The organism is Cellulosimicrobium sp. TH-20, assembly GCF_002105775.1.
In the GTDB taxonomy this organism is placed as follows: Bacteria; Actinomycetota; Actinomycetes; order Actinomycetales; family Cellulomonadaceae; genus Cellulosimicrobium; species Cellulosimicrobium funkei.
This window is the reverse complement of record NZ_CP020857.1, coordinates 3,946,057-3,970,555: the sequence shown is the minus strand read 5'-3', so window position 1 is coordinate 3,970,555 and position 24,499 is coordinate 3,946,057. Positions and strand designations below refer to the sequence as shown.

Annotated in this window: 28 protein-coding genes; all 28 read left to right on the top strand. The window is 68.2% G+C overall.

All coding sequences use genetic code 11. From position 1 onward, the window contains the following. Nucleotides 1-141: 141 nt before the first annotated feature. The 28 genes from rpoB to secY all read left to right on the top strand — a co-directional run bounded on the left by rpoB (nt 142) and on the right by secY (nt 24,490). Complete coding sequence (rpoB, locus tag B8281_RS17745; protein WP_021479867.1) at nt 142-3,654, top strand: DNA-directed RNA polymerase subunit beta; 3,513 nt, start codon at nt 142-144, stop codon at nt 3,652-3,654. Nucleotides 3,655-3,770: 116 nt separating this feature from the next. Next, nucleotides 3,771-7,652, top strand: a complete 3,882-nt coding sequence (locus B8281_RS17740; RefSeq protein ID WP_043651983.1) for a DNA-directed RNA polymerase subunit beta' — start codon at nt 3,771-3,773, stop codon at nt 7,650-7,652. Between the two features lie 456 nt (nt 7,653-8,108). Next, on the top strand, nt 8,109-8,483 hold the full coding sequence (rpsL, locus tag B8281_RS17735; protein WP_021479869.1) for a 30S ribosomal protein S12: 375 nt from the start codon (nt 8,109-8,111) through the stop codon (nt 8,481-8,483). Next, entirely contained in the window at nt 8,483-8,953 is a 471-nt protein-coding gene (gene rpsG / locus B8281_RS17730; RefSeq protein WP_021479870.1) for a 30S ribosomal protein S7, read from the top strand. The genes rpsL and rpsG overlap by 1 nt, the downstream gene beginning before the upstream one ends. 117 nt (nt 8,954-9,070) lie before the next feature. Then, nucleotides 9,071-11,173 (top strand): elongation factor G, encoded by a 2,103-nt coding sequence (fusA, locus tag B8281_RS17725; RefSeq protein ID WP_021479871.1) that lies wholly within the window; start codon nt 9,071-9,073, stop codon nt 11,171-11,173. A gap of 127 nt (nt 11,174-11,300) precedes the next feature. Next, the gene (tuf, locus tag B8281_RS17720) at nt 11,301-12,497 is read left to right on the top strand and encodes an elongation factor Tu (RefSeq protein WP_021479872.1); all 1,197 of its coding nucleotides are present in this window, start codon (nt 11,301-11,303) and stop codon (nt 12,495-12,497) included. Nucleotides 12,498-12,976: 479 nt separating this feature from the next. Next, nucleotides 12,977-13,285, top strand: a complete 309-nt coding sequence (gene rpsJ, locus B8281_RS17715) for a 30S ribosomal protein S10 (protein ID WP_012867945.1) — start codon at nt 12,977-12,979, stop codon at nt 13,283-13,285. Between the two features lie 14 nt (nt 13,286-13,299). Then, nucleotides 13,300-13,962: a 50S ribosomal protein L3 gene (gene rplC / locus B8281_RS17710; protein WP_021479874.1), complete on the top strand. Its 663-nt coding sequence runs from the start codon at nt 13,300-13,302 to the stop codon at nt 13,960-13,962. Between the two features lie 5 nt (nt 13,963-13,967). Further along, the gene (rplD, locus tag B8281_RS17705) at nt 13,968-14,672 is read left to right on the top strand and encodes a 50S ribosomal protein L4 (protein WP_034654917.1); all 705 of its coding nucleotides are present in this window, start codon (nt 13,968-13,970) and stop codon (nt 14,670-14,672) included. Next, entirely contained in the window at nt 14,669-14,959 is a 291-nt protein-coding gene (gene rplW, locus B8281_RS17700; protein ID WP_021479876.1) for a 50S ribosomal protein L23, read from the top strand. The genes rplD and rplW overlap by 4 nt, the downstream gene beginning before the upstream one ends. Before the next feature lie 31 nt (nt 14,960-14,990). Next, nucleotides 14,991-15,827, top strand: coding sequence for a 50S ribosomal protein L2 (rplB, locus tag B8281_RS17695; protein WP_021479877.1), 837 nt, complete (start codon nt 14,991-14,993; stop codon nt 15,825-15,827). 15 nt (nt 15,828-15,842) lie between these two features. Beyond that, the gene (gene rpsS / locus B8281_RS17690) at nt 15,843-16,124 is read left to right on the top strand and encodes a 30S ribosomal protein S19 (RefSeq protein ID WP_021479878.1); all 282 of its coding nucleotides are present in this window, start codon (nt 15,843-15,845) and stop codon (nt 16,122-16,124) included. Nucleotides 16,125-16,182: 58 nt separating this feature from the next. Continuing rightward, nucleotides 16,183-16,554 (top strand): 50S ribosomal protein L22, encoded by a 372-nt coding sequence (rplV, locus tag B8281_RS17685; RefSeq protein ID WP_021479879.1) that lies wholly within the window; start codon nt 16,183-16,185, stop codon nt 16,552-16,554. Next, nucleotides 16,554-17,399, top strand: a complete 846-nt coding sequence (gene rpsC / locus B8281_RS17680; RefSeq protein ID WP_034654910.1) for a 30S ribosomal protein S3 — start codon at nt 16,554-16,556, stop codon at nt 17,397-17,399. The genes rplV and rpsC overlap by 1 nt, the downstream gene beginning before the upstream one ends. 3 nt (nt 17,400-17,402) lie before the next feature. Continuing rightward, on the top strand, nt 17,403-17,822 hold the full coding sequence (rplP, locus tag B8281_RS17675) for a 50S ribosomal protein L16 (protein ID WP_021480428.1): 420 nt from the start codon (nt 17,403-17,405) through the stop codon (nt 17,820-17,822). After that, nucleotides 17,822-18,058 carry a 50S ribosomal protein L29 gene (rpmC, locus tag B8281_RS17670; RefSeq protein ID WP_021480429.1) on the top strand — a complete coding sequence of 79 codons (237 nt, stop codon included), beginning with the start codon at nt 17,822-17,824 and terminating at the stop codon, nt 18,056-18,058. The genes rplP and rpmC overlap by 1 nt, the downstream gene beginning before the upstream one ends. Before the next feature lie 11 nt (nt 18,059-18,069). Continuing rightward, nucleotides 18,070-18,360: a 30S ribosomal protein S17 gene (gene rpsQ, locus B8281_RS17665; protein WP_021480430.1), complete on the top strand. Its 291-nt coding sequence runs from the start codon at nt 18,070-18,072 to the stop codon at nt 18,358-18,360. A 206-nt stretch (nt 18,361-18,566) separates the two neighbouring features. Next, nucleotides 18,567-18,935, top strand: a complete 369-nt coding sequence (rplN, locus tag B8281_RS17660) for a 50S ribosomal protein L14 (protein WP_021480431.1) — start codon at nt 18,567-18,569, stop codon at nt 18,933-18,935. A gap of 2 nt (nt 18,936-18,937) precedes the next feature. Next, a complete protein-coding gene (gene rplX, locus B8281_RS17655) occupies nt 18,938-19,279 on the top strand; it encodes a 50S ribosomal protein L24 (protein WP_021480432.1) in 342 nt (113 codons plus the stop codon). Further along, on the top strand, nt 19,279-19,848 hold the full coding sequence (rplE, locus tag B8281_RS17650) for a 50S ribosomal protein L5 (protein WP_021480433.1): 570 nt from the start codon (nt 19,279-19,281) through the stop codon (nt 19,846-19,848). The genes rplX and rplE overlap by 1 nt, the downstream gene beginning before the upstream one ends. A 1-nt stretch (nt 19,849) precedes the next feature. Next, a complete protein-coding gene (locus B8281_RS17645) occupies nt 19,850-20,035 on the top strand; it encodes a type Z 30S ribosomal protein S14 (protein WP_021480434.1) in 186 nt (61 codons plus the stop codon). A gap of 81 nt (nt 20,036-20,116) precedes the next feature. Next, nucleotides 20,117-20,515: a 30S ribosomal protein S8 gene (rpsH, locus tag B8281_RS17640; RefSeq protein ID WP_021480435.1), complete on the top strand. Its 399-nt coding sequence runs from the start codon at nt 20,117-20,119 to the stop codon at nt 20,513-20,515. A 19-nt stretch (nt 20,516-20,534) separates the two neighbouring features. Further along, a complete protein-coding gene (gene rplF / locus B8281_RS17635; RefSeq protein ID WP_021480436.1) occupies nt 20,535-21,071 on the top strand; it encodes a 50S ribosomal protein L6 in 537 nt (178 codons plus the stop codon). Between the two features lie 2 nt (nt 21,072-21,073). Beyond that, the gene (rplR, locus tag B8281_RS17630; protein ID WP_021480437.1) at nt 21,074-21,445 is read left to right on the top strand and encodes a 50S ribosomal protein L18; all 372 of its coding nucleotides are present in this window, start codon (nt 21,074-21,076) and stop codon (nt 21,443-21,445) included. Between the two features lie 40 nt (nt 21,446-21,485). After that, a complete protein-coding gene (rpsE, locus tag B8281_RS17625; RefSeq protein WP_021480438.1) occupies nt 21,486-22,142 on the top strand; it encodes a 30S ribosomal protein S5 in 657 nt (218 codons plus the stop codon). Continuing rightward, nucleotides 22,142-22,324: a 50S ribosomal protein L30 gene (rpmD, locus tag B8281_RS17620; protein ID WP_021480439.1), complete on the top strand. Its 183-nt coding sequence runs from the start codon at nt 22,142-22,144 to the stop codon at nt 22,322-22,324. Before rpsE ends, rpmD begins: the two co-directional genes overlap by 1 nt. 2 nt (nt 22,325-22,326) lie before the next feature. After that, nucleotides 22,327-22,881, top strand: coding sequence for a 50S ribosomal protein L15 (gene rplO / locus B8281_RS17615; RefSeq protein WP_074808895.1), 555 nt, complete (start codon nt 22,327-22,329; stop codon nt 22,879-22,881). A gap of 310 nt (nt 22,882-23,191) precedes the next feature. Beyond that, entirely contained in the window at nt 23,192-24,490 is a 1,299-nt protein-coding gene (secY, locus tag B8281_RS17610) for a preprotein translocase subunit SecY (protein WP_021480441.1), read from the top strand. Nucleotides 24,491-24,499 lie beyond the last annotated feature (9 nt).

The following is a 24,499-nucleotide window of genomic DNA, read 5'->3' as shown; positions in this document are numbered from 1 at the left end:
GCGCTGTCCTGTGCCCCCGATCTCATATACCCCCGACCCCCTCGACGACGTACGTGCGCGTCCGCGAGGTGTCGTGGCGGCGGTGATCGTGTCCAGCCCGGCCGGTGCAGCGTTCTTTCGATCTGCAGGGAAGGACCCCTCTTGGCTGCCTCGCGCACCCCTTCTGCTCCGTCCGCCGACGCCATCGCGAACCGCACCGCATCGCGTCGCCTCTCCTTCGCCAAGATCTTCGAGCCGCTCGAGGTCCCCGACCTGCTGGGCCTCCAGACCGAGAGCTTCGACTGGCTGCTCGGCAACGAGGCGTGGCAGGCGCGCGTCGCCGCCGCGGCCGAGGCCGGGCGCCAGGACGTGCCCTCGACGTCGGGTCTCGAGGAGATCTTCGAGGAGATCTCCCCGATCGAGGACTTCGGGTCCTCGATGTCGCTGTCGTTCTCCAACCACCGCTTCGAGCCGCCGAAGTACACGGCCGACGAGTGCAAGGAGAAGGACTTCACGTACGCCGCGCCGCTGTTCGTCACCGCGGAGTTCGTCAACTACAACACCGGTGAGATCAAGAGCCAGACGGTCTTCATGGGCGACTTCCCGCTCATGACCGAGCGCGGCACGTTCATCATCAACGGCACCGAGCGCGTCGTCGTCTCGCAGCTCGTCCGCTCGCCCGGCGTCTACTTCGAGCGCGCCGCCGACAAGACGAGCGACAAGGACATCTTCTCCGCGAAGATCATCCCGTCGCGCGGTGCCTGGCTCGAGTTCGAGATCGACAAGCGCGACGCCGTCGGCGTGCGCGTCGACCGCAAGCGCAAGCAGTCCGTGACCGTGCTGCTCAAGGCGCTCGGCCTCACGGAGTCCGAGATCCGCGAGCAGTTCGCGGACTTCCCGTCCGTGCTCGACACGCTCGAGAAGGACCACGTCCACACGCAGGACGAGGCGCTCGTCGACCTCTACCGCAAGATCCGCCCGGGCGAGCCGCCGACGGTCGAGGCCGGCCGCGCGCTCCTCGAGAACTTCTACTTCAACCCGAAGCGCTACGACCTCGCGAAGGTCGGTCGCTACAAGGCGAACAAGAAGCTCGGCATCGACGCGCCGCTCAGCGACTCCACGCTGTCGGTCTCGGACGTCGTCGCGACGATCAAGTACCTCGCGGCGCTGCACGCGGACCACGCGAGCATCCCGGGCACGCGCAACGGCGAGGCCGTCGAGGTGCGCGTCGAGACGGACGACATCGACCACTTCGGCAACCGCCGCATCCGCGCCGTCGGCGAGCTCATCCAGAACCAGGTCCGCACGGGCCTGTCCCGGATGGAGCGCGTCGTGCGCGAGCGCATGACGACGCAGGACGTTGAGGCGATCACGCCGCAGACGCTCATCAACATCCGCCCGGTCGTGGCGTCCATCCGCGAGTTCTTCGGCACGTCGCAGCTCTCGCAGTTCATGGACCAGAACAACCCGCTCGCGGGCCTGACGCACAAGCGTCGTCTCTCGGCCCTCGGCCCGGGTGGTCTCTCGCGCGACCGCGCCGGCATGGAGGTCCGTGACGTCCACCCGTCGCACTACGGCCGCATGTGCCCGATCGAGACTCCTGAGGGTCCGAACATCGGTCTGATCGGCTCGCTCGCGTCGTACGGGCGCATCAACCCGTTCGGCTTCATCGAGACGCCGTACCGCAAGGTGACCGCGGGCAAGGTGACCGACGAGGTCGTCTACCTCACGGCCGACGACGAGGACCGCCACGTCATCGCGCAGGCGAACCAGACGCTCAACGCCGACGGCTCCTTCGCGGACGAGCGCGTGCTCGTGCGCACCAAGGGCGGCGAGGTCGAGATCGTCCCCGGCGCGCAGGTCGACTACATGGACGTCTCGCCGCGCCAGATGGTCTCGGTCGCCACGGCGCTCATCCCGTTCCTCGAGCACGACGACGCGAACCGCGCCCTCATGGGTGCGAACATGCAGCGCCAGGCCGTGCCGCTGGTCCGCTCCGAGGCCCCGCTCGTCGGGACCGGCATGGAGTGGCGCGCGGCCGTCGACGCGGGCGACGTCGTCGTCGCGACGAAGCCCGGTGTCGTCACCGAGGTCTCGGCCGACCTCGTGCTCGTCGCGAACGACGACGGCACGACCGGCAGCTACCGGATCGCGAAGTTCCGCCGCTCGAACCAGGGCACGAGCTACAACCAGCGCGTGCTCGTCGACGAGGGCCAGCGCGTCGAGCCCGGCTCCGTCCTCGCGGACGGCCCGGCGACCGACGAGGGCGAGCTCGCGCTCGGCCGCAACCTCCTCGTGGCGTTCATGTCGTGGGAGGGCCACAACTACGAGGACGCGATCATCCTCAGCCAGCGTCTCGTGCAGGACGACGTGCTCTCCTCGATCCACATCGAGGAGCACGAGGTCGACGCGCGCGACACCAAGCTCGGCCCCGAGGAGATCACGCGGGACATCCCGAACGTCTCCGAGGACGTCCTGGCGGACCTCGACGAGCGCGGCATCATCCGCATCGGTGCCGAAGTCGGCGCGGGCGACGTCCTGGTCGGCAAGGTCACGCCGAAGGGCGAGACCGAGCTGACCCCGGAGGAGCGCCTGCTGCGCGCGATCTTCGGCGAGAAGGCGCGCGAGGTGCGCGACACGTCCCTCAAGGTGCCCCACGGCGAGTCCGGCACGGTCATCGGCGTGCGCGAGTTCAACCGCGAGGACGGCGACGAGCTGCCCGCGGGCGTGAACCAGCTCGTGCGCGTCTACATCGCGCAGCGCCGCAAGATCACGGACGGCGACAAGCTCGCCGGCCGTCACGGCAACAAGGGCGTCATCTCCAAGATCCTGCCCGTCGAGGACATGCCGTTCCTCGAGGACGGGACGCCGGTCGACGTCGTCCTCAACCCGCTGGGCGTCCCCGGTCGTATGAACGTGGGCCAGGTCCTCGAGACCCACCTCGGGTGGGTCGCGAAGCAGGGCTGGGACATCTCGCTCGCCGACGGCAAGGACCTCTCCTGGCGGGAGAACGTCCCCGAGATCGCCGCGACGTCCGAGCCGGGCCGTCCCGTCGCCACCCCGGTGTTCGACGGCGTCCACGAGGACGCGCTCACGGGCCTGCTCTCGACGACCATCCCGAACCGCGACGGCGACCGCATGGTCGGCGCCGACGGCAAGGCGCGTCTCTTCGACGGCCGCTCCGGCGAGCCGTTCCCCGAGGCCGTGTCGGTGGGCTACATGTACATCCTCAAGCTCCACCACCTGGTCGACGACAAGATCCACGCGCGCTCGACCGGCCCGTACTCGATGATCACCCAGCAGCCGCTCGGTGGTAAGGCGCAGTTCGGCGGTCAGCGCTTCGGCGAGATGGAGGTGTGGGCCCTCGAGGCGTACGGCGCGGCCTACACGCTCCAGGAGCTCCTCACGATCAAGTCGGACGACGTGCCCGGTCGCGTCAAGGTCTACGAGGCGATCGTCAAGGGCGAGAACATCCCCGACTCGGGCATCCCGGAGTCCTTCAAGGTCCTCCTCAAGGAGATGCAGTCGCTGTGCCTGAACGTCGAGGTGCTCTCGAGCGACGGCGTGTCCATCGAGATGCGGGAGTCGGACGACGACGTGTACCGCGCAGCCGAAGAGCTCGGCATCGACCTGTCGCGCCGCCCCAACGCGGCGTCCAGCGTCGACGAGATCTGATCTCGGGCAGGTGGGAGCGGGTCACCCCGCTCCCACCGACGACCCCCACACCAACCGTCTTTTTGGCGTCGGGGCCGGCCACGGCCGGTCCCGGCAGGCGAAGGAAGTAGGACAACTTGCTCGACGTCAACGTCTTCGACGAGCTGCGTATCGGCCTGGCCACGGCCGACGACATCCGTGCGTGGTCGCACGGTGAGGTGAAGAAGCCCGAGACCATCAACTACCGCACCCTCAAGCCCGAGAAGGACGGACTCTTCTGCGAGAAGATCTTCGGCCCCACCCGGGACTGGGAGTGCTACTGCGGCAAGTACAAGCGCGTGCGCTTCAAGGGCATCATCTGCGAGCGCTGCGGCGTCGAGGTGACGCGCTCGAAGGTGCGTCGTGAGCGCATGGGCCACATCGAGCTCGCCGCGCCGGTCACGCACATCTGGTTCTTCAAGGGCGTGCCCTCGCGCCTCGGCTACCTGCTCGACCTCGCCCCGAAGGACCTCGAGAAGGTCATCTACTTCGCGGCGTACATGATCACCTCGGTCGACGAGGAGGGCCGCCAGGAGGACCTCCCGAACCTCCAGAACGAGATCGACCTGGAGAAGAAGGAGATCGCGGACGCCCGCGACAACGACATCAACTCCCGCGCCCAGAAGCTCGAGGCCGACCTGGCCGAGCTCGAGGCCGAGGGTGCCAAGGCCGACGCGCGCCGCAAGGTCCGCGACTCGGCCGAGCGCGAGATGGCGCAGATCCGCAAGCGCGCCGACGCCCAGCTCGACCGTCTCGAGCAGGTGTGGGACCGCTTCAAGAACCTCAAGGTCGCCGACCTCGAGGGCGACGAGATGCTGTACCGCGCCCTCCAGGACCGCTACGGCACCTACTTCGAGGGCTCGATGGGCGCCGCGGCGATCCAGAAGCGTCTCCAGGACTTCGACCTGGAGGCGGAGGCCGAGTCCCTGCGCGAGACCATCCGCTCGGGCAAGGGCCAGCGCAAGACGCGTGCCCTCAAGCGCCTCAAGGTCGTCAACGCGTTCCTCACCACGACGAACTCGCCCACGGGCATGGTGCTCGACGCCGTCCCGGTCATCCCGCCGGACCTGCGCCCGATGGTGCAGCTCGACGGTGGCCGCTTCGCGACGAGCGACCTCAACGACCTGTACCGCCGCGTGATCAACCGGAACAACCGCCTCAAGCGTCTCCTCGACCTGGGTGCGCCGGAGATCATCGTCAACAACGAGAAGCGGATGCTCCAGGAGGCCGTGGACTCGCTGTTCGACAACGGCCGCCGCGGTCGTCCGGTCACCGGCCCGGGCAACCGCCCGCTCAAGTCCATCTCGGACATGCTCAAGGGCAAGCAGGGTCGTTTCCGTCAGAACCTGCTCGGCAAGCGCGTCGACTACTCGGGCCGTTCGGTCATCGTCGTCGGCCCGCAGCTCAAGCTGCACCAGTGCGGCCTGCCGAAGCAGATGGCGCTCGAGCTGTTCAAGCCGTTCGTCATGAAGCGCCTCGTGGACCTCAACCACGCGCAGAACATCAAGAGCGCGAAGCGCATGGTCGAGCGTGCCCGCCCGGTCGTGTGGGACGTGCTCGAAGAGGTCATCACCGAGCACCCCGTGCTGCTCAACCGTGCACCGACGCTGCACCGCCTGGGCATCCAGGCGTTCGAGCCGCAGCTCGTCGAGGGCAAGGCGATCCACCTGCACCCGCTCGTCTGCGCCGCGTTCAACGCGGACTTCGACGGTGACCAGATGGCCGTCCACCTGCCCCTGAGCGCCGAGGCGCAGGCCGAGGCCCGCATCCTCATGCTCTCGAGCAACAACATCCTCAAGCCGTCGGACGGCCGTCCGGTGACCATGCCCTCGCAGGACATGATCATCGGTCTGTACCACCTGACGAGCGACCGCGAGGGTGCCGAGGGCGAGGGTCGTGCGTTCGGCTCGGTGGCCGAGGCGATCATGGCGTTCGACCAGGGCACCCTGGACCTCAACGCCCGGGTGAAGATCCGCACGACGGACCTCGTCCCGCCGGTCTCCGGCTTCGAGGCTCCCGAGGGCTGGGAGGAGGGTCAGCCGATCCTCTTCGACACCACGCTCGGTCGCGCGCTGTTCAACGAGACGCTCCCCGTCGACTACCCGTACGTGAACTCGGTCGTCGACAAGAAGCGCCTCTCGGCGATCGTCAACGAGCTCGCGGAGCGCTACCCGAAGGTCGAGGTCGCGGCGTCGCTCGACGCGCTGAAGGCCGCCGGCTTCCGCTGGGCGACCCGCTCGGGCGTCACGATCGCGATCTCCGACGTGGCGACGCCCAAGGAGAAGGCCGTCATCCTCGAGCAGCACGAGGAGCGCGCGCTCAAGGTCCAGCAGCAGTACGACCGTGGTCTCATCACGGACGACGAGCGCCGTCAGGAGCTCATCGAGATCTGGACCCAGGCGACGGACAAGGTCGCGTCGGTCATGCGCGAGAACCTCGAGGCGAACGACCGCAACACCGTGTACCGCATGGTCGGCTCGGGTGCGCGTGGTAACTGGATGCAGGTCCGTCAGATCGCCGGTATGCGCGGTCTCGTGGCGAACCCGAAGGGCGAGATCATCCCGCGCCCGATCAAGTCCAACTACCGCGAGGGCCTGTCCGTCCTCGAGTACTTCATCGCGACGCACGGTGCCCGCAAGGGTCTGGCGGACACCGCGCTGCGGACCGCCGACTCGGGCTACCTCACGCGTCGTCTCGTGGACGTGTCGCAGGACGTCATCGTCCGCGAGGAGGACTGCGGCACCGAGCGCGGCCTGACCCTGCCGATCGCCGAGGAGCTCGCGGGCAAGCTCGTGCGCCACCCGAAGGTGGAGACGAGCGTCTACTCGCGCACCCTCGCGGCCGACCTGGTCGACCCCGAGGGGAACGTCGTCGGCAAGGCCGGCGACGACGCGGGCGACGTCCTCATCGACGCCGCGGTCACCGCGGGCGTCCGCGAGGCCAAGGTCCGCTCGGTCCTCACGTGCGAGTCGCGCGTCGGCACGTGCGCCAAGTGCTACGGGCGCTCGCTCGCCACGGGCAAGCTCGTCGACATCGGCGAGGCGGTCGGCATCATCGCCGCCCAGTCGATCGGTGAGCCGGGCACGCAGCTGACGATGCGTACCTTCCACACCGGTGGTGTCGCCTCCGCGGACGACATCACGCAGGGTCTGCCGCGTGTCACGGAGCTCTTCGAGGCCCGCACCCCCAAGGGTGAGGCGCCCATCGCGGAGTTCTCGGGCCGCATCGCGATCGACGACTCGGAGCGCTCGCGCCGTCTGGTGCTCACGCCGGACGACGGCTCGGAGGAGATCGCCTACCCGGTGACGAAGCGTGCCCGTCTGCTCGTGCAGGACGGCGACCACGTGAACGTCGGCACGCAGCTCGTCCAGGGTGCGGTGGACCCGAAGAAGGTCCTGCGCATCCTCGGCCCGCGCGCCACGCAGAAGCACCTGGTGGACGAGGTCCAGGAGGTCTACCGCTCGCAGGGCGTGGACATCCACGACAAGCACATCGAGGTCATCGTGCGGCAGATGCTGCGTCGCGTGACCGTGCTCGACTCGGGTGACTCGCACCTCCTGCCGGGCGAGCTCGCCGAGCGCGGCCGCTTCGAGGACGCGAACCGTCGCGCGGTGGCGGAGGGTGGCCAGCCGGCCTCCGGCCGTCCGGAGCTGATGGGCATCACGAAGGCGTCGCTCGCGACGGACTCGTGGCTCTCGGCCGCGTCGTTCCAGGAGACGACGCGCGTGCTCACCGAGGCGTCGATGAGCGGTCGTCGTGACCCGCTCCTCGGCCTCAAGGAGAACGTCATCATCGGTAAGCTCATCCCGGCCGGTACCGGTCTTCCCCGGTACACCAAGGTCCAGGTCGAGCCGACCGAGCAGGCCAAGACGGAGCTCTACCCGAGCTTCGGCTACGACGAGATCGACTTCCCGGCGCTCGGCATGGGCTCCGGCGAGGCGATCCCGCTCGAGGACCTGGACTTCGGCGACTACCGCTGACGTCCCACGACGGGTGCCCGTCGGCTGCCGCGCCTCGTACGCGGTGGCCGGCGGGCACCCGTCGTCGTCCCTCCTGCGGGACGACGACGGGCCTGGGGGAGCGGCCGTGCTCGCGACCTGCTCCTTTGACTCCTTGCCGGGTGGCAGGTAACCTGGTAAACCGTGCCCGCGCCGTCGGGCCCTCCGTGATGTCCCTGGCGGGACGGTGCGGGCGAGCGATCGTCGCACACCGCCGCGTGGCGGTCTCCGGACGGGCCGATGTGAGTGCCCGGGCACTCCGGATCCCGGTCCTGGTGGCGCGCTCGCGCCCACGGCCCGGAGCCGGACCATCGAGCCGGTGGTAGGTGGCTGCTGCAGCGTCTCTCGCGCTGCGGGTGCCTCGTGCGATCGGCTCCAGCAGCCCGCACGACCACCATCGGGGATAGCCCCGGTAGCTCGAGAAGACACGGAGACGTAGTGCCTACGATCCAGCAGCTCGTCCGCAAGGGGCGGACCTCGAAGGTGGGGAAGTCCAAGACTCCCGCCCTCAAGGGCTCCCCGCAGCGGCGCGGTGTGTGCACGCGCGTGTACACCACCACCCCGAAGAAGCCGAACTCCGCGCTGCGCAAGGTCGCTCGCGTGAAGCTCTCCTCCCAGGTCGAGGTCACGGCCTACATCCCCGGCGTCGGCCACAACCTCCAGGAGCACTCCATCGTGCTCGTGCGCGGCGGTCGTGTGAAGGACCTCCCGGGTGTGCGCTACAAGATCGTGCGCGGCGCGCTCGACACGCAGGGCGTGAAGAACCGCAAGCAGGCCCGCAGCCGCTACGGCGCCAAGAAGGAGAAGAGCTGATGCCTCGCAAGGGCCCGGCCCCGAAGCGGCCGCTCATCGTCGACCCGGTCTACGGGTCTCCCGTCGTCACGCAGCTCATCAACAAGGTGCTGCTCGACGGCAAGAAGTCCACCGCCGAGTCGATCGTCTACGGCGCCCTCGAGGGCGTCCGGGCGAAGACGGACGGCGACCCGGTCGTCGTGCTCAAGCGCGCGCTCGAGAACGTCCGCCCGGCGCTCGAGGTCCGCTCGCGCCGCGTCGGTGGTGCGACCTACCAGGTCCCGGTCGAGGTGCGCCCGGCGCGTGCGACGACCCTCGCGCTGCGCTGGCTCACGGACTACTCGCGCGCCCGTCGCGAGAAGACCATGACGGAGCGCCTCATGAACGAGATCCTCGACGCCAGCAACGGCCTCGGCGCCGCGGTCAAGCGCCGCGAGGACATGCACAAGATGGCGGAGTCCAACAAGGCCTTCGCCCACTACCGCTGGTAGTCCGCACGACGGGCCCCGGGGACCGGAGCGTCCCCGGGGCTGTCGGCGGGTCCGAGGCCGGTCATCCCGGTCCGAGCAGCGCCCCCGACTCAACCCATCTAACGAGGGAAGCAGACCGTGGCACTTGACGTGCTGACCGACCTGAGCAAGGTCCGCAACATCGGCATCATGGCCCACATCGATGCCGGGAAGACCACGACCACCGAGCGCATCCTGTTCTACACGGGTGTGAACTACAAGCTCGGCGAGACGCACGACGGCGCGTCCACGACCGACTGGATGGAGCAGGAGAAGGAGCGCGGCATCACCATTACGTCCGCCGCCGTCTCGTGCTACTGGAACAAGAACCAGATCAACATCATCGACACGCCCGGCCACGTCGACTTCACGGTCGAGGTCGAGCGCTCCCTGCGCGTGCTCGACGGCGCCGTCGCCGTCTTCGACGGCAAGGAGGGCGTCGAGCCGCAGTCTGAGACGGTGTGGCGCCAGGCGGACAAGTACAACGTCCCGCGCATCTGCTTCGTCAACAAGATGGACAAGCTCGGCGCGGACTTCTACTTCACCGTCGACACGATCATCAACCGCCTCAAGGCGAAGCCGCTGGTCATCCAGCTCCCGATCGGGGCCGAGAGCGACTTCACCGGTGTCGTGGACCTGCTCGAGATGAAGGCGCTCGTCTGGCACGGGGAGACCCAGCTCGGCGAGGCGTACGACACCGAGGAGATCCCCGCGGACCTGGTCGAGAAGGCCCAGCAGTACCGCAGCGAGCTCGTCGAGGCCGTCGCCGAGGCCGACGAGGAGCTGCTCGAGAAGTACCTCGGTGGCGAGGAGCTGACGATCGCCGAGCTCAAGGCCGGCATCCGCAAGCTCGTCATCGCGGGCGAGGCGTTCCCGGTCCTGTGCGGCTCCGCGTTCAAGAACAAGGGCGTCCAGCCCATGCTCGACGCGGTCATCGACTACCTGCCGTCGCCCCTCGACGTGCCGGCCATCGACGGTCACGACCCGAAGGACGAGGAGAAGGTCATCCAGCGTCACCCCGACGCCTCGGAGCCGTTCTCCGCGCTCGCCTTCAAGGTCGCGGCGCACCCGTTCTTCGGCAAGCTCACCTACGTGCGCGTGTACTCCGGTCGCGTCGAGCCCGGCCAGCAGGTCGCGAACTCGACCAAGGGCAAGAAGGAGCGCGTCGGCAAGATCTTCCAGATGCACTCCAACAAGGAGAACCCGGTCGACGAGGCGAGCGCCGGTCACATCTACGCGGTCATCGGCCTCAAGGACACCACGACCGGCGACACGCTGAGCGACATGGCGAACCCGGTCATCCTCGAGTCGATGAGCTTCCCCGAGCCCGTCATCGACGTGGCGATCGAGCCGAAGACGAAGGCCGACCAGGAGAAGCTCTCCACGGCGATCCAGAAGCTCGCCGAGGAGGACCCGACCTTCCGCGTGAAGCTGGACGACGAGACCGGCCAGACCGTCATCGGCGGCATGGGCGAGCTCCACCTCGACATCCTCGTCGACCGCATGCGTCGCGAGTTCAAGGTCGAGGCGAACGTCGGCAAGCCGCAGGTCGCGTACCGCGAGACGATCCGCCGCAAGGCCGAGAAGATCGAGTACACGCACAAGAAGCAGACCGGTGGGTCCGGGCAGTTCGCGAAGGTCCAGGTGACCTTCGAGCCGCTCGACACGTCCGAGGGCGAGCTCTACGAGTTCTCCAACGCCGTCACCGGTGGTCGCATCCCGCGCGAGTACATCCCCAGCGTCGACGCCGGCATCCAGTCCGCGATGGAGCTCGGCGTGCTCGCCGGCTTCCCGCTGGTCGGGGTGAAGGCGATCCTGCTCGACGGCGCCTACCACGAGGTCGACTCCTCGGAGATGGCGTTCAAGATCGCCGGCTCGATGGTCCTCAAGGAGGGCGTCAAGCGGGCGGACCCGGTTCTGCTGGAGCCGGTGATGGCGGTCGAGGTGCGTACGCCCGAGGAGTACATGGGCGACGTCATCGGCGACCTGAACTCACGTCGTGGAATGATCCAGTCCATGGAGGACGCGACGGGTGTGAAGGTCGTCCGGGCCCACGTACCGTTGTCAGAGATGTTCGGGTACATCGGTGACCTCCGGTCCAAGACCCAGGGTCGTGCGGTGTACTCGATGCAGTTCGACAACTACGCCGAGGTTCCTCGGAACGTTGCCGAAGAGATCATCAAGAAGACCCGGGGCGAGTGAGTCCCCACAGGTCGAAGACCCGCACAACCATCAACCTGTAGGAAACCGCAACGCCCCGCGGATGTAGGATCTCTCGGTCGACATTCGCAACGTTCGGCACATCTACCCAAGTCCCAGGAGGACCCCAGTGGCTAAGGCCAAGTTCGAGCGGACCAAGCCGCACGTCAACGTCGGCACCATCGGTCACGTCGACCACGGTAAGACGACGCTGACGGCAGCGATCTCGAAGACGCTCGCGGACACGTACCCGGACCTGCCGGCGAACACGCAGCGCAACTTCGACGAGATCGACGCGGCTCCCGAGGAGAAGCAGCGCGGTATCACGATCAACATCGCGCACATCGAGTACGAGACGCCGAAGCGCCACTACGCGCACGTCGACGCCCCGGGTCACGCCGACTACATCAAGAACATGATCACCGGTGCCGCCCAGATGGACGGCGCGATCCTGGTGGTCGCCGCGACCGACGGCCCGATGGCCCAGACGCGCGAGCACGTCCTGCTCGCCCGCCAGGTCGGCGTGCCGTACCTGCTCGTGGCGCTCAACAAGTCCGACATGGTCGACGACGAGGAGATCCTCGAGCTCGTCGAGATGGAGGTGCGCGAGCTCCTCTCCTCGCAGGAGTTCGACGGTGACAACGCGCCGGTCGTGCGCGTCTCCGGTCTCAAGGCGCTCGAGGGCGACCCCGAGTGGACCGCGAAGATCCTCGAGCTCATGGAGGCCGTGGACGAGAACGTGCCCGAGCCCGTCCGCGAGCTCGACAAGCCGTTCCTCATGCCCGTCGAGGACGTCTTCACGATCACCGGTCGTGGCACCGTCGTCACCGGCAAGGTGGAGCGTGGCACGCTCGACCTCAACTCGGACGTCGAGATCGTCGGCATCCGCTCGCCCCAGAAGACCACGGTCACGGGCATCGAGACGTTCCACAAGCAGATGGACCAGGCTCAGGCCGGCGACAACACCGGTCTGCTCCTGCGCGGCATCAAGCGCGAGGACGTCGAGCGCGGCCAGGTCGTCGTGAAGCCGGGCTCGATCACCCCGCACACGCAGTTCGAGGCGCAGGTCTACATCCTGGGCAAGGACGAGGGCGGCCGTCACAACCCGTTCTACTCGAACTACCGTCCGCAGTTCTACTTCCGCACGACGGACGTCACCGGCGTCATCACGCTGCCCGAGGGCACCGAGATGGTCATGCCCGGTGACAACACCGAGATGACGGTCGAGCTGATCCAGCCGATCGCCATGGAGGAGGGCCTCGGCTTCGCCATCCGTGAGGGTGGCCGCACCGTCGGCTCGGGCCGCGTCACCAAGATCCTCAAGTGATCTGACGCTGCCTCTGCAGCACCTCGTCGAAGGCCCGGTCCCGTCCGCGGGGCCGGGCCTTCGGCCTGCGGTCACCGTCACACCGGCGTCGCGTCGTCCCGACTTGGACGACGGCGGCTTCGTGTGGCAGACTGTTCAGGTTGCCTGTTACGGGTGCGCTCTTTCACGTGTCGAACAGTGTGTTGAACCGGTCCTCTCGCCGAGGGCCAGGACCCCGGGACTTCTCCCGGGTCTGCGGGTTGAGCTCTCTGTGTCGCCATGGATCGAGTACCCCGCGGAACACACGTTCCGACAGGCTCGCACAAACGTTGTGGTCCGGTTCGCGGAGCCGTGCGTCAGCACGGAGCCCGGCGGGAGTCCACATATCCAACGGCCCTGCGCCTCTTGGCGTGTGCGCCCAGGTGCGTCGCGACTACGCGACACGCCCGAGCGCGGGGGTCGGACAGCTAGCGGTTCGAGAGAGAGAGTCAGACGACGCCATGGCGGGACAGAAGATCCGCATCCGGCTCAAGTCCTACGACCACGAGGTCATCGACAGCTCGGCGCGCAAGATCGTCGACACGGTGACGCGCGCTGGTGCAACGGTCGTGGGTCCGGTGCCGCTGCCGACGGAGAAGAACGTCTTCTGCGTCATCCGGTCGCCTCACAAGTACAAGGACAGCCGCGAGCACTTCGAGATGCGCACGCACAAGCGGCTGATCGACATCATCGATCCCACGCCGAAGGCGGTCGACTCGCTCATGCGTCTCGACCTGCCGGCTGACGTGAACATCGAGATCAAGCTCTGAGGCTGGAGGACATCATGACTACCCCCCAGCAGAACGCGCGCCCGGTCACCGCGGTGCTCGGCACGAAGCTCGGGATGACGCAGCTCTGGGACGAGGCCGGGCGCCTCGTGCCCGTCACCGTCGTCGCGGTCGGCACGAACGTCGTGACGCAGGTGCGCACGTCGGACGCCGACGGCTACGCCGCCGTGCAGCTCGCCTACGGCCAGATCGACCCGCGCAAGGTCACGAAGCCGCTCAAGGGCCACTTCGAGAAGGCCGGCGTCACGCCGCGTCGTCACGTCGCCGAGGTCCGCACCACCGACGCCACCGAGTACTCGCTCGGCCAGGAGATCACCGCGGAGGCCTTCGAGGCCGGCGCCGTGGTCGACGTCGTGGGCACGACCAAGGGCAAGGGCACCGCCGGTGTCATGAAGCGTCACGGCTTCTCCGGCGTGGGTGCCTCCCACGGCTCGCACCGCAACCACCGCAAGCCCGGCTCGATCGGTGGGGCCTCGACCCCGTCGCGAGTCTTCAAGGGCCTGCGCATGGCCGGTCGGATGGGCAACGTCCGTCAGACCACCCAGAACCTGACCGTCCACGCGGTCGACGCCGAGAAGGGTCTGCTGCTCGTCAAGGGCGCGGTTCCCGGCCCCAAGGGCGGCGTCGTCCTCGTGCGCAGCGCCGCGAAGGGAGCGTGAACCCCATGTCCGCTCTGACCGTTGACGTGCTGGACCCCAAGGGCAAGAAGGCCGGCACCGCCGAGCTCCCCGCCGAGGTGTTCGACGTCGAGCTCAACGTCCCGCTGATCCACCAGGTCGTCGTCGCCCAGCGTGCTGCCGCACGCCAGGGCACCCACGACACCAAGTCCCGCGGCGAGGTCCGCGGTGGTGGTCGCAAGCCGTACAAGCAGAAGGGCACCGGCCGCGCCCGCCAGGGTTCGACCCGTGCGCCGCAGTTCGCCGGCGGTGGCGTCGTCCACGGCCCCACGCCGCGCTCGTACGACCAGCGGACGCCCAAGAAGATGAAGGCCGCCGCGCTCCGCGGTGCCCTCTCGGACCGCGCCCGCAACGGCCGCGTCCACGTGGTGACCGGCTTCGGCGTCGACGGCGTGCCGTCGACCAAGACCGCCGTCACGACGCTCGCCAAGCTCTCCGGGCGCAAGCACGTCCTCGTCGTCACCGAGCGTGGCGACGAGCTGACGATCAAGTCGCTGCGGAACGTCGAGCAGGTCCACCTCCTGGTGGCCGACCAGCTCAACACCTACGACGTGCTCGTCTCCGACGACGTCGTCTTCACGCAGGGCGCGCTCGACGCGTTCCTGACGGGCCCGGCCACGGGTCGCTCCGCGAAGGCCGTCGCCACCTCCACCGAGGCGGACGAGACTGCTGCCGAGGAGGCCGCGAAGTGACCACCGTGACCAAGGACCCCCGTGACGTGATCCTCGCGCCGGTCGTCTCCGAGAAGAGCTACGGCCTGCTCGACGAGGGCAAGTACACGTTCGTCGTCGACCCGCGGGCCAACAAGACCGAGATCAAGATCGCCGTCGAGCAGATCTTCTCGGTCAAGGTCGCCTCGGTGAACACGATCAACCGCAAGGGCAAGACGCGTCGCACGCGTTTCGGCCTGGGCAAGCGCAAGGACACCAAGCGTGCGATCGTCACCCTCCGCGAGGGCACGATCGACATCTTCGGCTGAGCCGACGAGAGCAGATTGAGGACAGATCCCCATGGGAATCCGTAAGTACAAGCCGACGACGCCCGGCCGCCGCGGCTCGAGCGTCGCCGACTTCGCCGAGATCACGCGCTCGCAGCCGGAGAAGTCTCTGGTCCGCCCGCTCTCCAAGAGCGGCGGCCGCAACAGCTCCGGTCGTATCACCACCCGTCACAAGGGTGGTGGCCACAAGCGTGCGTACCGCGTGATCGACTTCCGTCGTCACGACAAGGACGGCGTGCCGGCGAAGGTCGCGCACATCGAGTACGACCCCAACCGCACCGCGCGCATCGCGCTCCTGCACTACGCGGACGGCGAGAAGCGCTACATCGTCGCGCCGGCCAAGCTCAAGCAGGGCGACGTCGTCGAGGCGGGCGCGGGCGCGGACATCAAGCCCGGCAACAACCTGCCGCTGCGCAACATCCCGACCGGTACGGTCATCCACGCCATCGAGCTCAAGCCCGGTGGCGGCGCGAAGATCGCCCGCTCGGCCGGTGCGTCCGTGCAGCTCGTCGCCAAGGACGGGCCGTACGCGCAGCTGCGCATGCCCTCCGGCGAGATCCGCAACGTCGACCTGCGCTGCCGCGCGACGGTCGGCGAGGTCGGCAACGCCGAGCAGTCGAACATCAACTGGGGCAAGGCCGGCCGCATGCGCTGGAAGGGCAAGCGCCCGACCGTCCGCGGTGTCGCCATGAACCCGATCGACCACCCGCACGGTGGTGGTGAGGGCAAGACCTCCGGTGGTCGCCACCCGGTGAGCCCGTGGGGCCAGCCGGAGGGTCGTACCCGCCGTCCCAACAAGCCGAGCGACAAGCTGATCGTGCGTCGTCGCCGTACCGGCAAGAAGCGCTGATAGGAGCCTGGAGACATGCCTCGTAGCCTGAAGAAGGGCCCCTTCGTCGACGACCACCTGCAGAAGAAGGTGGACGCTCAGAACGAGAAGGGGACCAAGAACGTCATCAAGACCTGGTCCCGTCGGTCGGTCATCACGCCCGACTTCCTCGGTCACACGTTCGCCGTGCACGACGGTCGCAAGCACACGCCGGTGTTCGTCACCGAGTCGATGGTCGGCCACAAGCTCGGCGAGTTCGCTCCCACGCGGACCTTCCGCGGCCACGTGAAGGACGACAAGAAGGGTCGTCGCCGCTGACCCCCGGGTCAGTCTGGTGACGACCTGGACGGTCAAGAGACAAGAAGGCAGGACAGCAATGGAAGCCAAGGCGCAGGCGCGGTTCGTCCGTGTCACGCCCCAGAAGGCCCGGCGCGTCGTGGACCTCATCCGTGGCAAGCAGGCCTCCGAGGCCGTCGCGGTGCTGAAGTTCGCACCGCAGGCGGCGAGCGAGCCCGTCCGCAAGGTCGTGGAGAGCGCCATCGCCAACGCCCGGGTGAAGGCGGACCGCGCGAGCGAAGCGTTCGAGGAGCAGGAGCTCGTCGTGCGTGAGGCGTTCGTCGACGAGGGCCCGACCCTCAAGCGTTTCCGCCCGCGGGCCCAGGGCCGTGCGAACCGCATCCTCAAGCGCACCAGCCACATCACCGTGGTCGTCGCTCCGCGTGAGAACACGAAGGGAAGTGCCCGATAGTGGGACAGAAGGTTCACCCGCACGGGTACCGCCTCGGCATCACCACCGACCACCGGTCGCGCTGGTTCGCCGACAGCACCAAGCCCGGCCAGCGGTACCGCGACTACGTCCGCGAGGACGTCCAGATCCGCAAGCTCATGAGCACGGGTCTCGAGCGCGCCGGCATCTCCAAGGTCGAGATCGAGCGCACCCGTGACCGCGTCCGCGTGGACATCCACACGGCGCGCCCGGGCATCGTCATCGGCCGCCGCGGCGCCGAGGCCGACCGCATCCGCGGCGAGCTCGAGAAGCTCACCGGCAAGCAGGTGCAGCTCAACATCCTCGAGGTGAAGAACGCCGAGACGGACGCGCAGCTCGTCGCGCAGGGCATCGCCGAGCAGCTCGCGAGCCGCGTCTCGTTCCGTCGTGCCATGCGCAAGGGCATCCAGTCCGCGCAGCGCGCCGGCGCGAAGGGCATCCGCGTGCAGGTCTCCGGCCGCCTCGGTGGCGCGGAGATGAGCCGGTCGGAGTTCTACCGCGAGGGTCGTGTGCCGCTGCACACGCTGCGCGCGTACATCGACTACGGCTTCTTCGAGGCCCGCACCACGTTCGGCCGCATCGGCGTGAAGGTGTGGATCTACAAGGGCGACGTCACCGAGAAGGAGTTCGCCGCGCAGCAGGCCACGGCCGCTCCGCGCCAGGGCCGTGGCGGCCCGCGCGGTGAGCGCGGCGGCGACCGTCGTGGTGGCGGCCGTCGTCCCGAGCGTTCGGCCGAGCGGACCCCCGCGTCCGAGTCGCCGGCGGCGCCCGAGCAGGCTGCTCCCGCCGCGGAGGCGAAGGCCCCTGAGACCGGAACGGAGGCCTGAGTCATGCTGATCCCGCGCAGGCTCAAGCACCGCAAGCAGCACCACCCGTCGCGCTCCGGCGCGGCGAAGGGTGGCACCCAGATCTCGTTCGGCGAGTACGGCATCCAGGCTCTCGAGCCGGCGTACGTGACGAACCGCCAGATCGAGGCTGCTCGTATCGCGATGACCCGCCACATCAAGCGTGGCGGCAAGGTCTGGATCAACATCTACCCGGACCGTCCCCTGACCAAGAAGCCTGCCGAGACCCGCATGGGTTCCGGTAAGGGTTCGCCCGAGTGGTGGGTCGCCAATGTCAAGCCCGGCCGGATCGTCTTCGAGCTGGCGGGTGTCCCGGAGGACCTGGCTCGCGAGGCCATGCGCCGCGCGATCCACAAGCTCCCGATGAAGTGCCGTTTCGTGGTGCGCGAGGGTGGTGGCAACTGATGGCAATCGGAACGAAGGGGCTCGCCCCCGTCGACCTCGACGCCATGGACGACGAGACGCTCGTCGCCGAGCTCAAGAAGGTCAAGGAGGAGCTCTTCAACCTCCGCTTCCAGTCGGCCACCGGCCAGCTGGAGAGCCACGGGCGCCTCAAGGCCGTCCGCCGCGACATCGCGCGGATCTACACGATCCTGCGTGAGCGCGAGCTCGGCATCCGAACCGCGCCGAGCGCCGAGTGAGTGAGGCTGGAATGAGCGAGAACGCAACGAACGCGCCCGAGGCGGCCGAGGAGCGCGCGCACCGCAAGACGCGCCGCGGCTACGTCGTGAGCGACAAGATGGACAAGACCGTGGTGGTCGAGGTCGAGGACCGGGTCAAGCACCCGCTCTACGGCAAGGTCATCCGCCGCACGAGCAAGGTCAAGGCGCACGACGAGCAGAACTCTGCCGGCGTGGGCGACCTGGTGCTCATCATGGAGACCCGCCCGCTGTCCGCGACCAAGCGGTGGCGCCTCGCGGAGATCCTCGAGAAGGCCAAGTGATCCACCGGTCGTGACGGGCGGGCCCCGGCTCGCTCGTCACGACCGCTCTCGTGCCGCACCGCGGTGCGGCAACCAGTGAGGACAGGTCGGGCGGGTCCACCGCCCGGTCCTGGCCGGTTCACCCGCGAGGGACCCGGCACTGACAGCTATCCGTTCGGCAAGGCTCGCCCCCGGCGAGAACCGGCTCGACGACAGGAGTTCATTACATGATCCAGCAGGAGTCGCGACTTCGTGTCGCCGACAACACGGGTGCCAAGGAGATTCTCTGCATCCGTGTTCTCGGTGGCTCGGGCCGTCGCTACGCCGGAATCGGCGACGTCATCGTCGCAACCGTCAAGGACGCGATCCCGGGCGGCAACGTGAAGAAGGGCGACGTGGTCAAGGCCGTCGTCGTCCGCACCGCCAAGGAGCGCCGTCGTCCGGACGGTTCCTACATCAAGTTCGACGAGAACGCCGCCGTGATCCTCAAGAACGACGGCGAGCCGCGCGGGACGCGCATCTTCGGCCCGGTCGGGCGCGAGCTGCGCGACAAGCGGTTCATGAAGATCATCTCGCTGGCTCCGGAGGTGCTCTGACCATGGCCAAGATCAAGAAGGGCGACCTCGTCGTCGTCATCGCGGGCAAGGACAAGGGCAAGCAGGGGCGCGTCCTCGAGGTGCTCACCGACCGTGACCGCGTCATCGTCGAGGGCGTCCAGCGCGTCACCAAGCACACCAAGGTCGGCCAGTCGCAGCGCGGCACGCGGACCGGTGGGATCGAGACCGTCGAGGCCCCGATCCACATCAGCAACGTGATGGTCGTCGACCCGGAGACCAAGAAGGGCACCCGCGTCGGGTACCGCACCGAAGAGGTCGAGCGTGACGGCCGCAAGCGCACCGTGCGCGTGCGTGTCGCCAAGCGCTCCGGGAAGGACATCTGATGAGCACCGAGATCGTCGCCCCCGAGGTGCCCCGCCTGAAGCAGCGCTACCGCGAGGAGATCGTCGCCGGTCTGCGCGAGGAGTTCGGGCACGAGAACGTCAACCAGGTCGCCCGCGTCACGAAGATCGTCGTGAACATGGGTGTCGGTGACGCCGCCAAGGACTCGAAGCTCATCGAGGGCGCCATCCGCGACCTGTCCGCGATCACCGGCCAGAAGCCGCAGGTGACCAAGGCCCGCAAGTCCATCGCGCAGTTCAAGCTGCGCGAGGGCATGCCGATCGGCGCGCACGTCACGCTGCGCGGCGACCGCATGTGGGAGTTCCTGGACCGCCTGCTGTCGATCGCCCTGCCGCGCATCCGCGACTTCCGCGGCCTGTCGCCCAAGCAGTTCGACGGGAACGGCAACTACACGTTCGGTCTCACGGAGCAGTCGATGTTCCACGAGATCGACCAGGACAAGATCGACCGTGTCCGCGGTATGGACATCACGATCGTGACCACGGCGACGACCGATGACGAGGGCCGCTCCCTGCTGCGCCGTCTCGGCTTCCCCTTCAAGGAGAACTGACATGGCGAAGAAGGCCCTGATCAACAAGGCGGCCGCCAAGCCGAAGTTCGCGGTCCGCGCCTACACCCGGTGCCAGAAGTGCGGTCGCCCGCACTCGGTGTACCGCAAGTTCGGCCTGTGCCGCATCTGCGTGCGCGAGATGGCCCACCGTGGTGAGCTTCCGGGCGTCACCAAGAGCAGCTGGTAACAACTACGTCGTAGGTCCTGGCGGAGCGCGTCGCTCGACGCGCCCCGCCCGGATACCACGTCGAGGAAGGGCTAGAGCCCGATGACGATGACCGACCCGATCGCAGACATGCTGACGCGTCTGCGGAACGCGAACTCGGCTTACCACGAGACGGTGACCATGCCGTACTCGAAGCTGAAGTCGCACATTGCCGAGATCCTCCAGGCCGAGGGCTACATCTCCGGCTGGAGCGTCGAGGACGCGACGGTGGGCAAGAACCTCACCATCCAGCTCAAGTTCGGCCCGAACCGTGAGCGCAGCCTCGCCGGCGTGCGCCGCGTGTCGAAGCCCGGCCTGCGCAAGTACGTCAAGTCCACCGAGCTGCCGAAGGTTCTCGGCGGCCTGGGCGTGGCGATCCTGTCCACGTCCTCCGGTCTGCTCACCGACAAGCAGGCCGCCACGAAGGGCGTGGGCGGCGAAGTCCTCGCCTACGTCTGGTAACCCGGAAAGGAGATACGCCATGTCTCGAATCGGCAAGATCCCCGTTCCGGTTCCCGCCGGAGTGGACGTCACCATCAGCGGCGCGCTCGTGACCGTGAAGGGCCCCAAGGGCTCGCTCGAGCACCACGTGCCCGCCCCCATCCAGGTCGCTCAGGAGGACGGCACCCTCGTGGTGTCGCGCCCGAACGACGAGCGCGAGTCCCGCGCGCTGCACGGCCTGACCCGCACCCTCCTGGCGAACCTCGTCCAGGGCGTGACGCAGGGCTACGAGAAGAAGCTCGAGATCGTCGGCACCGGTTACCGCGTGACGGCCAAGGGCTCGGACCTCGAGTTCGCCCTCGGCTTCAGCCACCCGGTCGTCGTGACCCCGCCCGCGGGCATCACGTTCGCGGTCGAGAGCCCGACGAAGTTCTCGGTCTCCGGCATCGACAAGCAGCAGGTCGGCGAGATCGCAGCGAACATCCGCAAGATCCGCAAGCCCGAGCCGTACAAGGGCAAGGGTGTGCGTTACGCCGGCGAGGTCGTCCGCCGCAAGGCTGGAAAGGCTGGTAAGTAACGATGGCTCTGAAGGTTCTCGGCAAGGGCAAGGCCGTCGCGCGTCAGCGCCGGCACCTGCGCCTGCGCAAGAAGATCAAGGGGACCGCCGGTCGTCCGCGCCTCGTGGTGACGCGTTCCACGCGTCACATCACGGCTCAGGTCGTGGACGACACGATCGGTCAGACGCTCGCGTCGGCCTCGTCGCTCGAGGCGGACCTGCGTGCGCTCGACGGCGACAAGAGCGCCAAGGCCCGCAAGGTCGGCGAGCTCGTCGCCGAGCGTGCGAAGGCCAAGGGCGTCGACTCCGTCGTCTTCGACCGTGGTGGCAACAAGTACCACGGTCGGGTCGCTGCGGTCGCCGACGGCGCTCGCGAGGGCGGTCTGTCCCTGTGACGACGCCGACCATCCCCACACGGAAGCAAAGGATTCTCTGATGGCTGCAGGGCAGCGCAGCAACACCGGCGCCCCCACGGGTGCCGCCAACGAGTCGAGCGACCAGAACGCGCGCGGGGGGCGCCGCGACGACCGTCGCGGTGACCGTCGCGACGGTCGCCGTGGCGACGCAGCCGAGAAGAACGCCTTCGTCGAGCGCGTCGTCACCATCAACCGCGTCTCCAAGGTCGTCAAGGGCGGCCGCCGCTTCAGCTTCACCGCGCTCGTCGTGGTGGGCGACGGCGACGGCACCGTCGGCGTCGGCTACGGCAAGGCGAAGGAGGTGCCCGCGGCGATCGCCAAGGGTGTCGAGGAGGCCAAGAAGAACTTCTTCAAGGTCCCGCGCATCCAGGGCACCATCCCGCACCCCATCCAGGGTGAGGCCGCCGCCGGCGTCGTGTTCCTCCGTCCGGCCGCTCCGGGTACCGGTGTGATCGCCGGTGGTCCGGTGCGCGCCGTGCTGGAGTGCGCGGGCATCCACGACGTGCTGAGCAAGTCGCTCGGCTCGTCCAACGCGATCAACATCGTGCACGCGACCGTCGAGGCCCTGCGCAACCTGGAGCAGCCTGAGGCTGTCGCCGCGCGCCGTGGTCTCCCGCTCGAGGACGTGGCCCCGGCCGCGCTCCTGCGTGCCCGTGCTGCGGGGGTGAACGCCTGATGGCCAGGCTCAAGGTGACCCAGACGAAGTCCGCCATCGGCGGCAAGCAGAACCAGCGCGACACGCTGCGCACTCTGGGCCTCAAGCGGATCGGCGACACCGCCGTGAAGGAGGACCGCCCGGAGATCCGCGGCATGGTCGCGACGGTGGCGCACCTCGTCACCGTTGAGGAGGTCGAGTGACCATGGCTGAGAAGGCCACCAAGGAGACCGCCGAGGCTCCGAAGAAGAAGACCGCTGCGAAGGCGTCGGCTCCGGCGAAGGCCGAGCAGACCCCCGCGCAGACCGAGGGTGCCGGCGGCACGCTCAAGGTCCACCACCTGCGTCCGGCTCCCGGCGCCAAGAAGGCCAAGACCCGCGTGGGTCGTGGTGAGGCGTCGAAGGGTAAGACGGCGGGCCGCGGTACCAAGGGTACGAAGGCTCGTTACCAGGTTCCCGAGCGCTTCGAGGGTGGGCAGATGCCTCTGCACATGCGCCTCCCGAAGCTGCGCGGCTTCAAGAACCCGTTCCGCACCGAGTACCAGGTCGTGAACCTGGACAAGCTCGCGGCGCTGTACCCCGAGGGTGGCCAGGTCACCGTCGAGGACCTCGTCGCGAAGGGCGCGGTCCGCAAGGGCCAGCTCGTGAAGGTGCTCGGCACGGGTGAGATCACCGTCAAGCTCGAGGTCGCGGTCGACGCCCTCTCGGGCGCGGCTCGCGAGAAGATCCTCGCGGCCGGCGGTTCGGTCTCGGAGGACTGACACCCCTGGACAGGGCCGGTGGCGCGTACGCGCCGTCGGCCCTGTCCGCGTCTGAGGGTGCCTCCCTGCACGACCCGTGGTCCGTCCGGCAGCGCACCACGGTCTAGACTCTCCGACGGCTGTCTCCCCGCACCCCGGGGGTGACCGCCGTCACTCCCAGGTCCACGGCCGGCCCGTCCGGTGATCGGGACCGACTTGCCGTTCGACGCGGCGCTACGGCTAGGGTGCCTCTTGGCGCCCGTGCCGTGCGTCACACCTCGCCGGGCCTCCCGGCGACACGACATCCCGCCTCGGCGGGCCAGGAGGATAGGTGCTCAGCGCATTCGCCCGGGCTTTCCGGACGCCCGACCTGCGGCGCAAGCTGCTGTTCACGATCGCGATCATGGCGATCTTCCGGGTGGGGTCGTTCATCCCCACGCCCGGCGTGGACTACCCCAACGTGCAGCAGTGCATCGCGGAGACCGCCGACGGCAACGACCTGCTCAGCCTGGTCAACCTCTTCAGCGGCGGCGCGCTGCTCCAGCTGTCGATCTTCGCGCTCGGCATCATGCCGTACATCACCGCGAGCATCATCGTCCAGCTGCTGCGCGTCGTGATCCCTCGCTTCGAGGCGCTCCACAAGGAGGGCCAGTCGGGCCAGGCGAAGCTCACGCAGTACACGCGCTACCTGACGATCGCGCTCGCCATCCTCCAGTCGACGACCGTCATCACGACGGCGCGCAACGGCCTGCTCTTCCAGGGCTGCTCCGTCGACGTCATCCCGGACGCCAGCTTCGTCACGATGGCCCTCATGGTCATCACGATGACCGCGGGCACCGGCCTCATCATGTGGCTCGGCGAGCTCATCACGGAGCGCGGCGTCGGCAACGGCATGTCGCTGCTCATCTTCACGTCCATCGCCGCGAGCTTCCCGACCGCCCTGTGGTCGATCGCCGGCGGCGCGAACGGCGCGACGAACTTCATCATCATGATCGCGGTCATCGTGCTCGTCATCGGGCTGGTCGTGTTCGTCGAGCAGTCGCAGCGCCGCGTGCCGGTGCAGTACGCCAAGCGCATGGTCGGTCGCCGCATGTACGGCGGCTCGAGCACCTACATCCCGATCAAGATCAACATGGCGGGCGTCATCCCGGTGATCTTCGCGGCCTCGCTGCTCGCGGTCCCGGGCCTCATCGCGCAGTTCGGCGACCAGAGCGCCGACTGGGTGATCTGGATCAGCACCAACCTGGCCGACCCGTCCGCGCCGCTGCACATCCTGCTGTACGTGCTGATGATCCTGTTCTTCTGCTTCTTCTACACGTCGATCACGTTCAACCCGGACGAGGTCGCAGACAACATGAAGAAGTACGGCGGCTTCATCCCGGGCATCCGTGCCGGCCGGCCCACCGCCGAGTACCTCGACTACGTCATCACCCGCATCACCTCCGCGGGTGCCATCTACCTCGCGCTCGTCGCACTGCTGCCGACGCTGGTCCTCATCGGGCTCGGCGTGAGCACGAACATCCCGTTCGGTGGCTCCTCGATCATCATCGTCGTCGGCGTCGGCCTGGAGACGGTCAAGCAGATCAACTCCCAGCTGCAGCAGCGCCACTACGAAGGGTTCCTCCGTTGAGCAACGCCA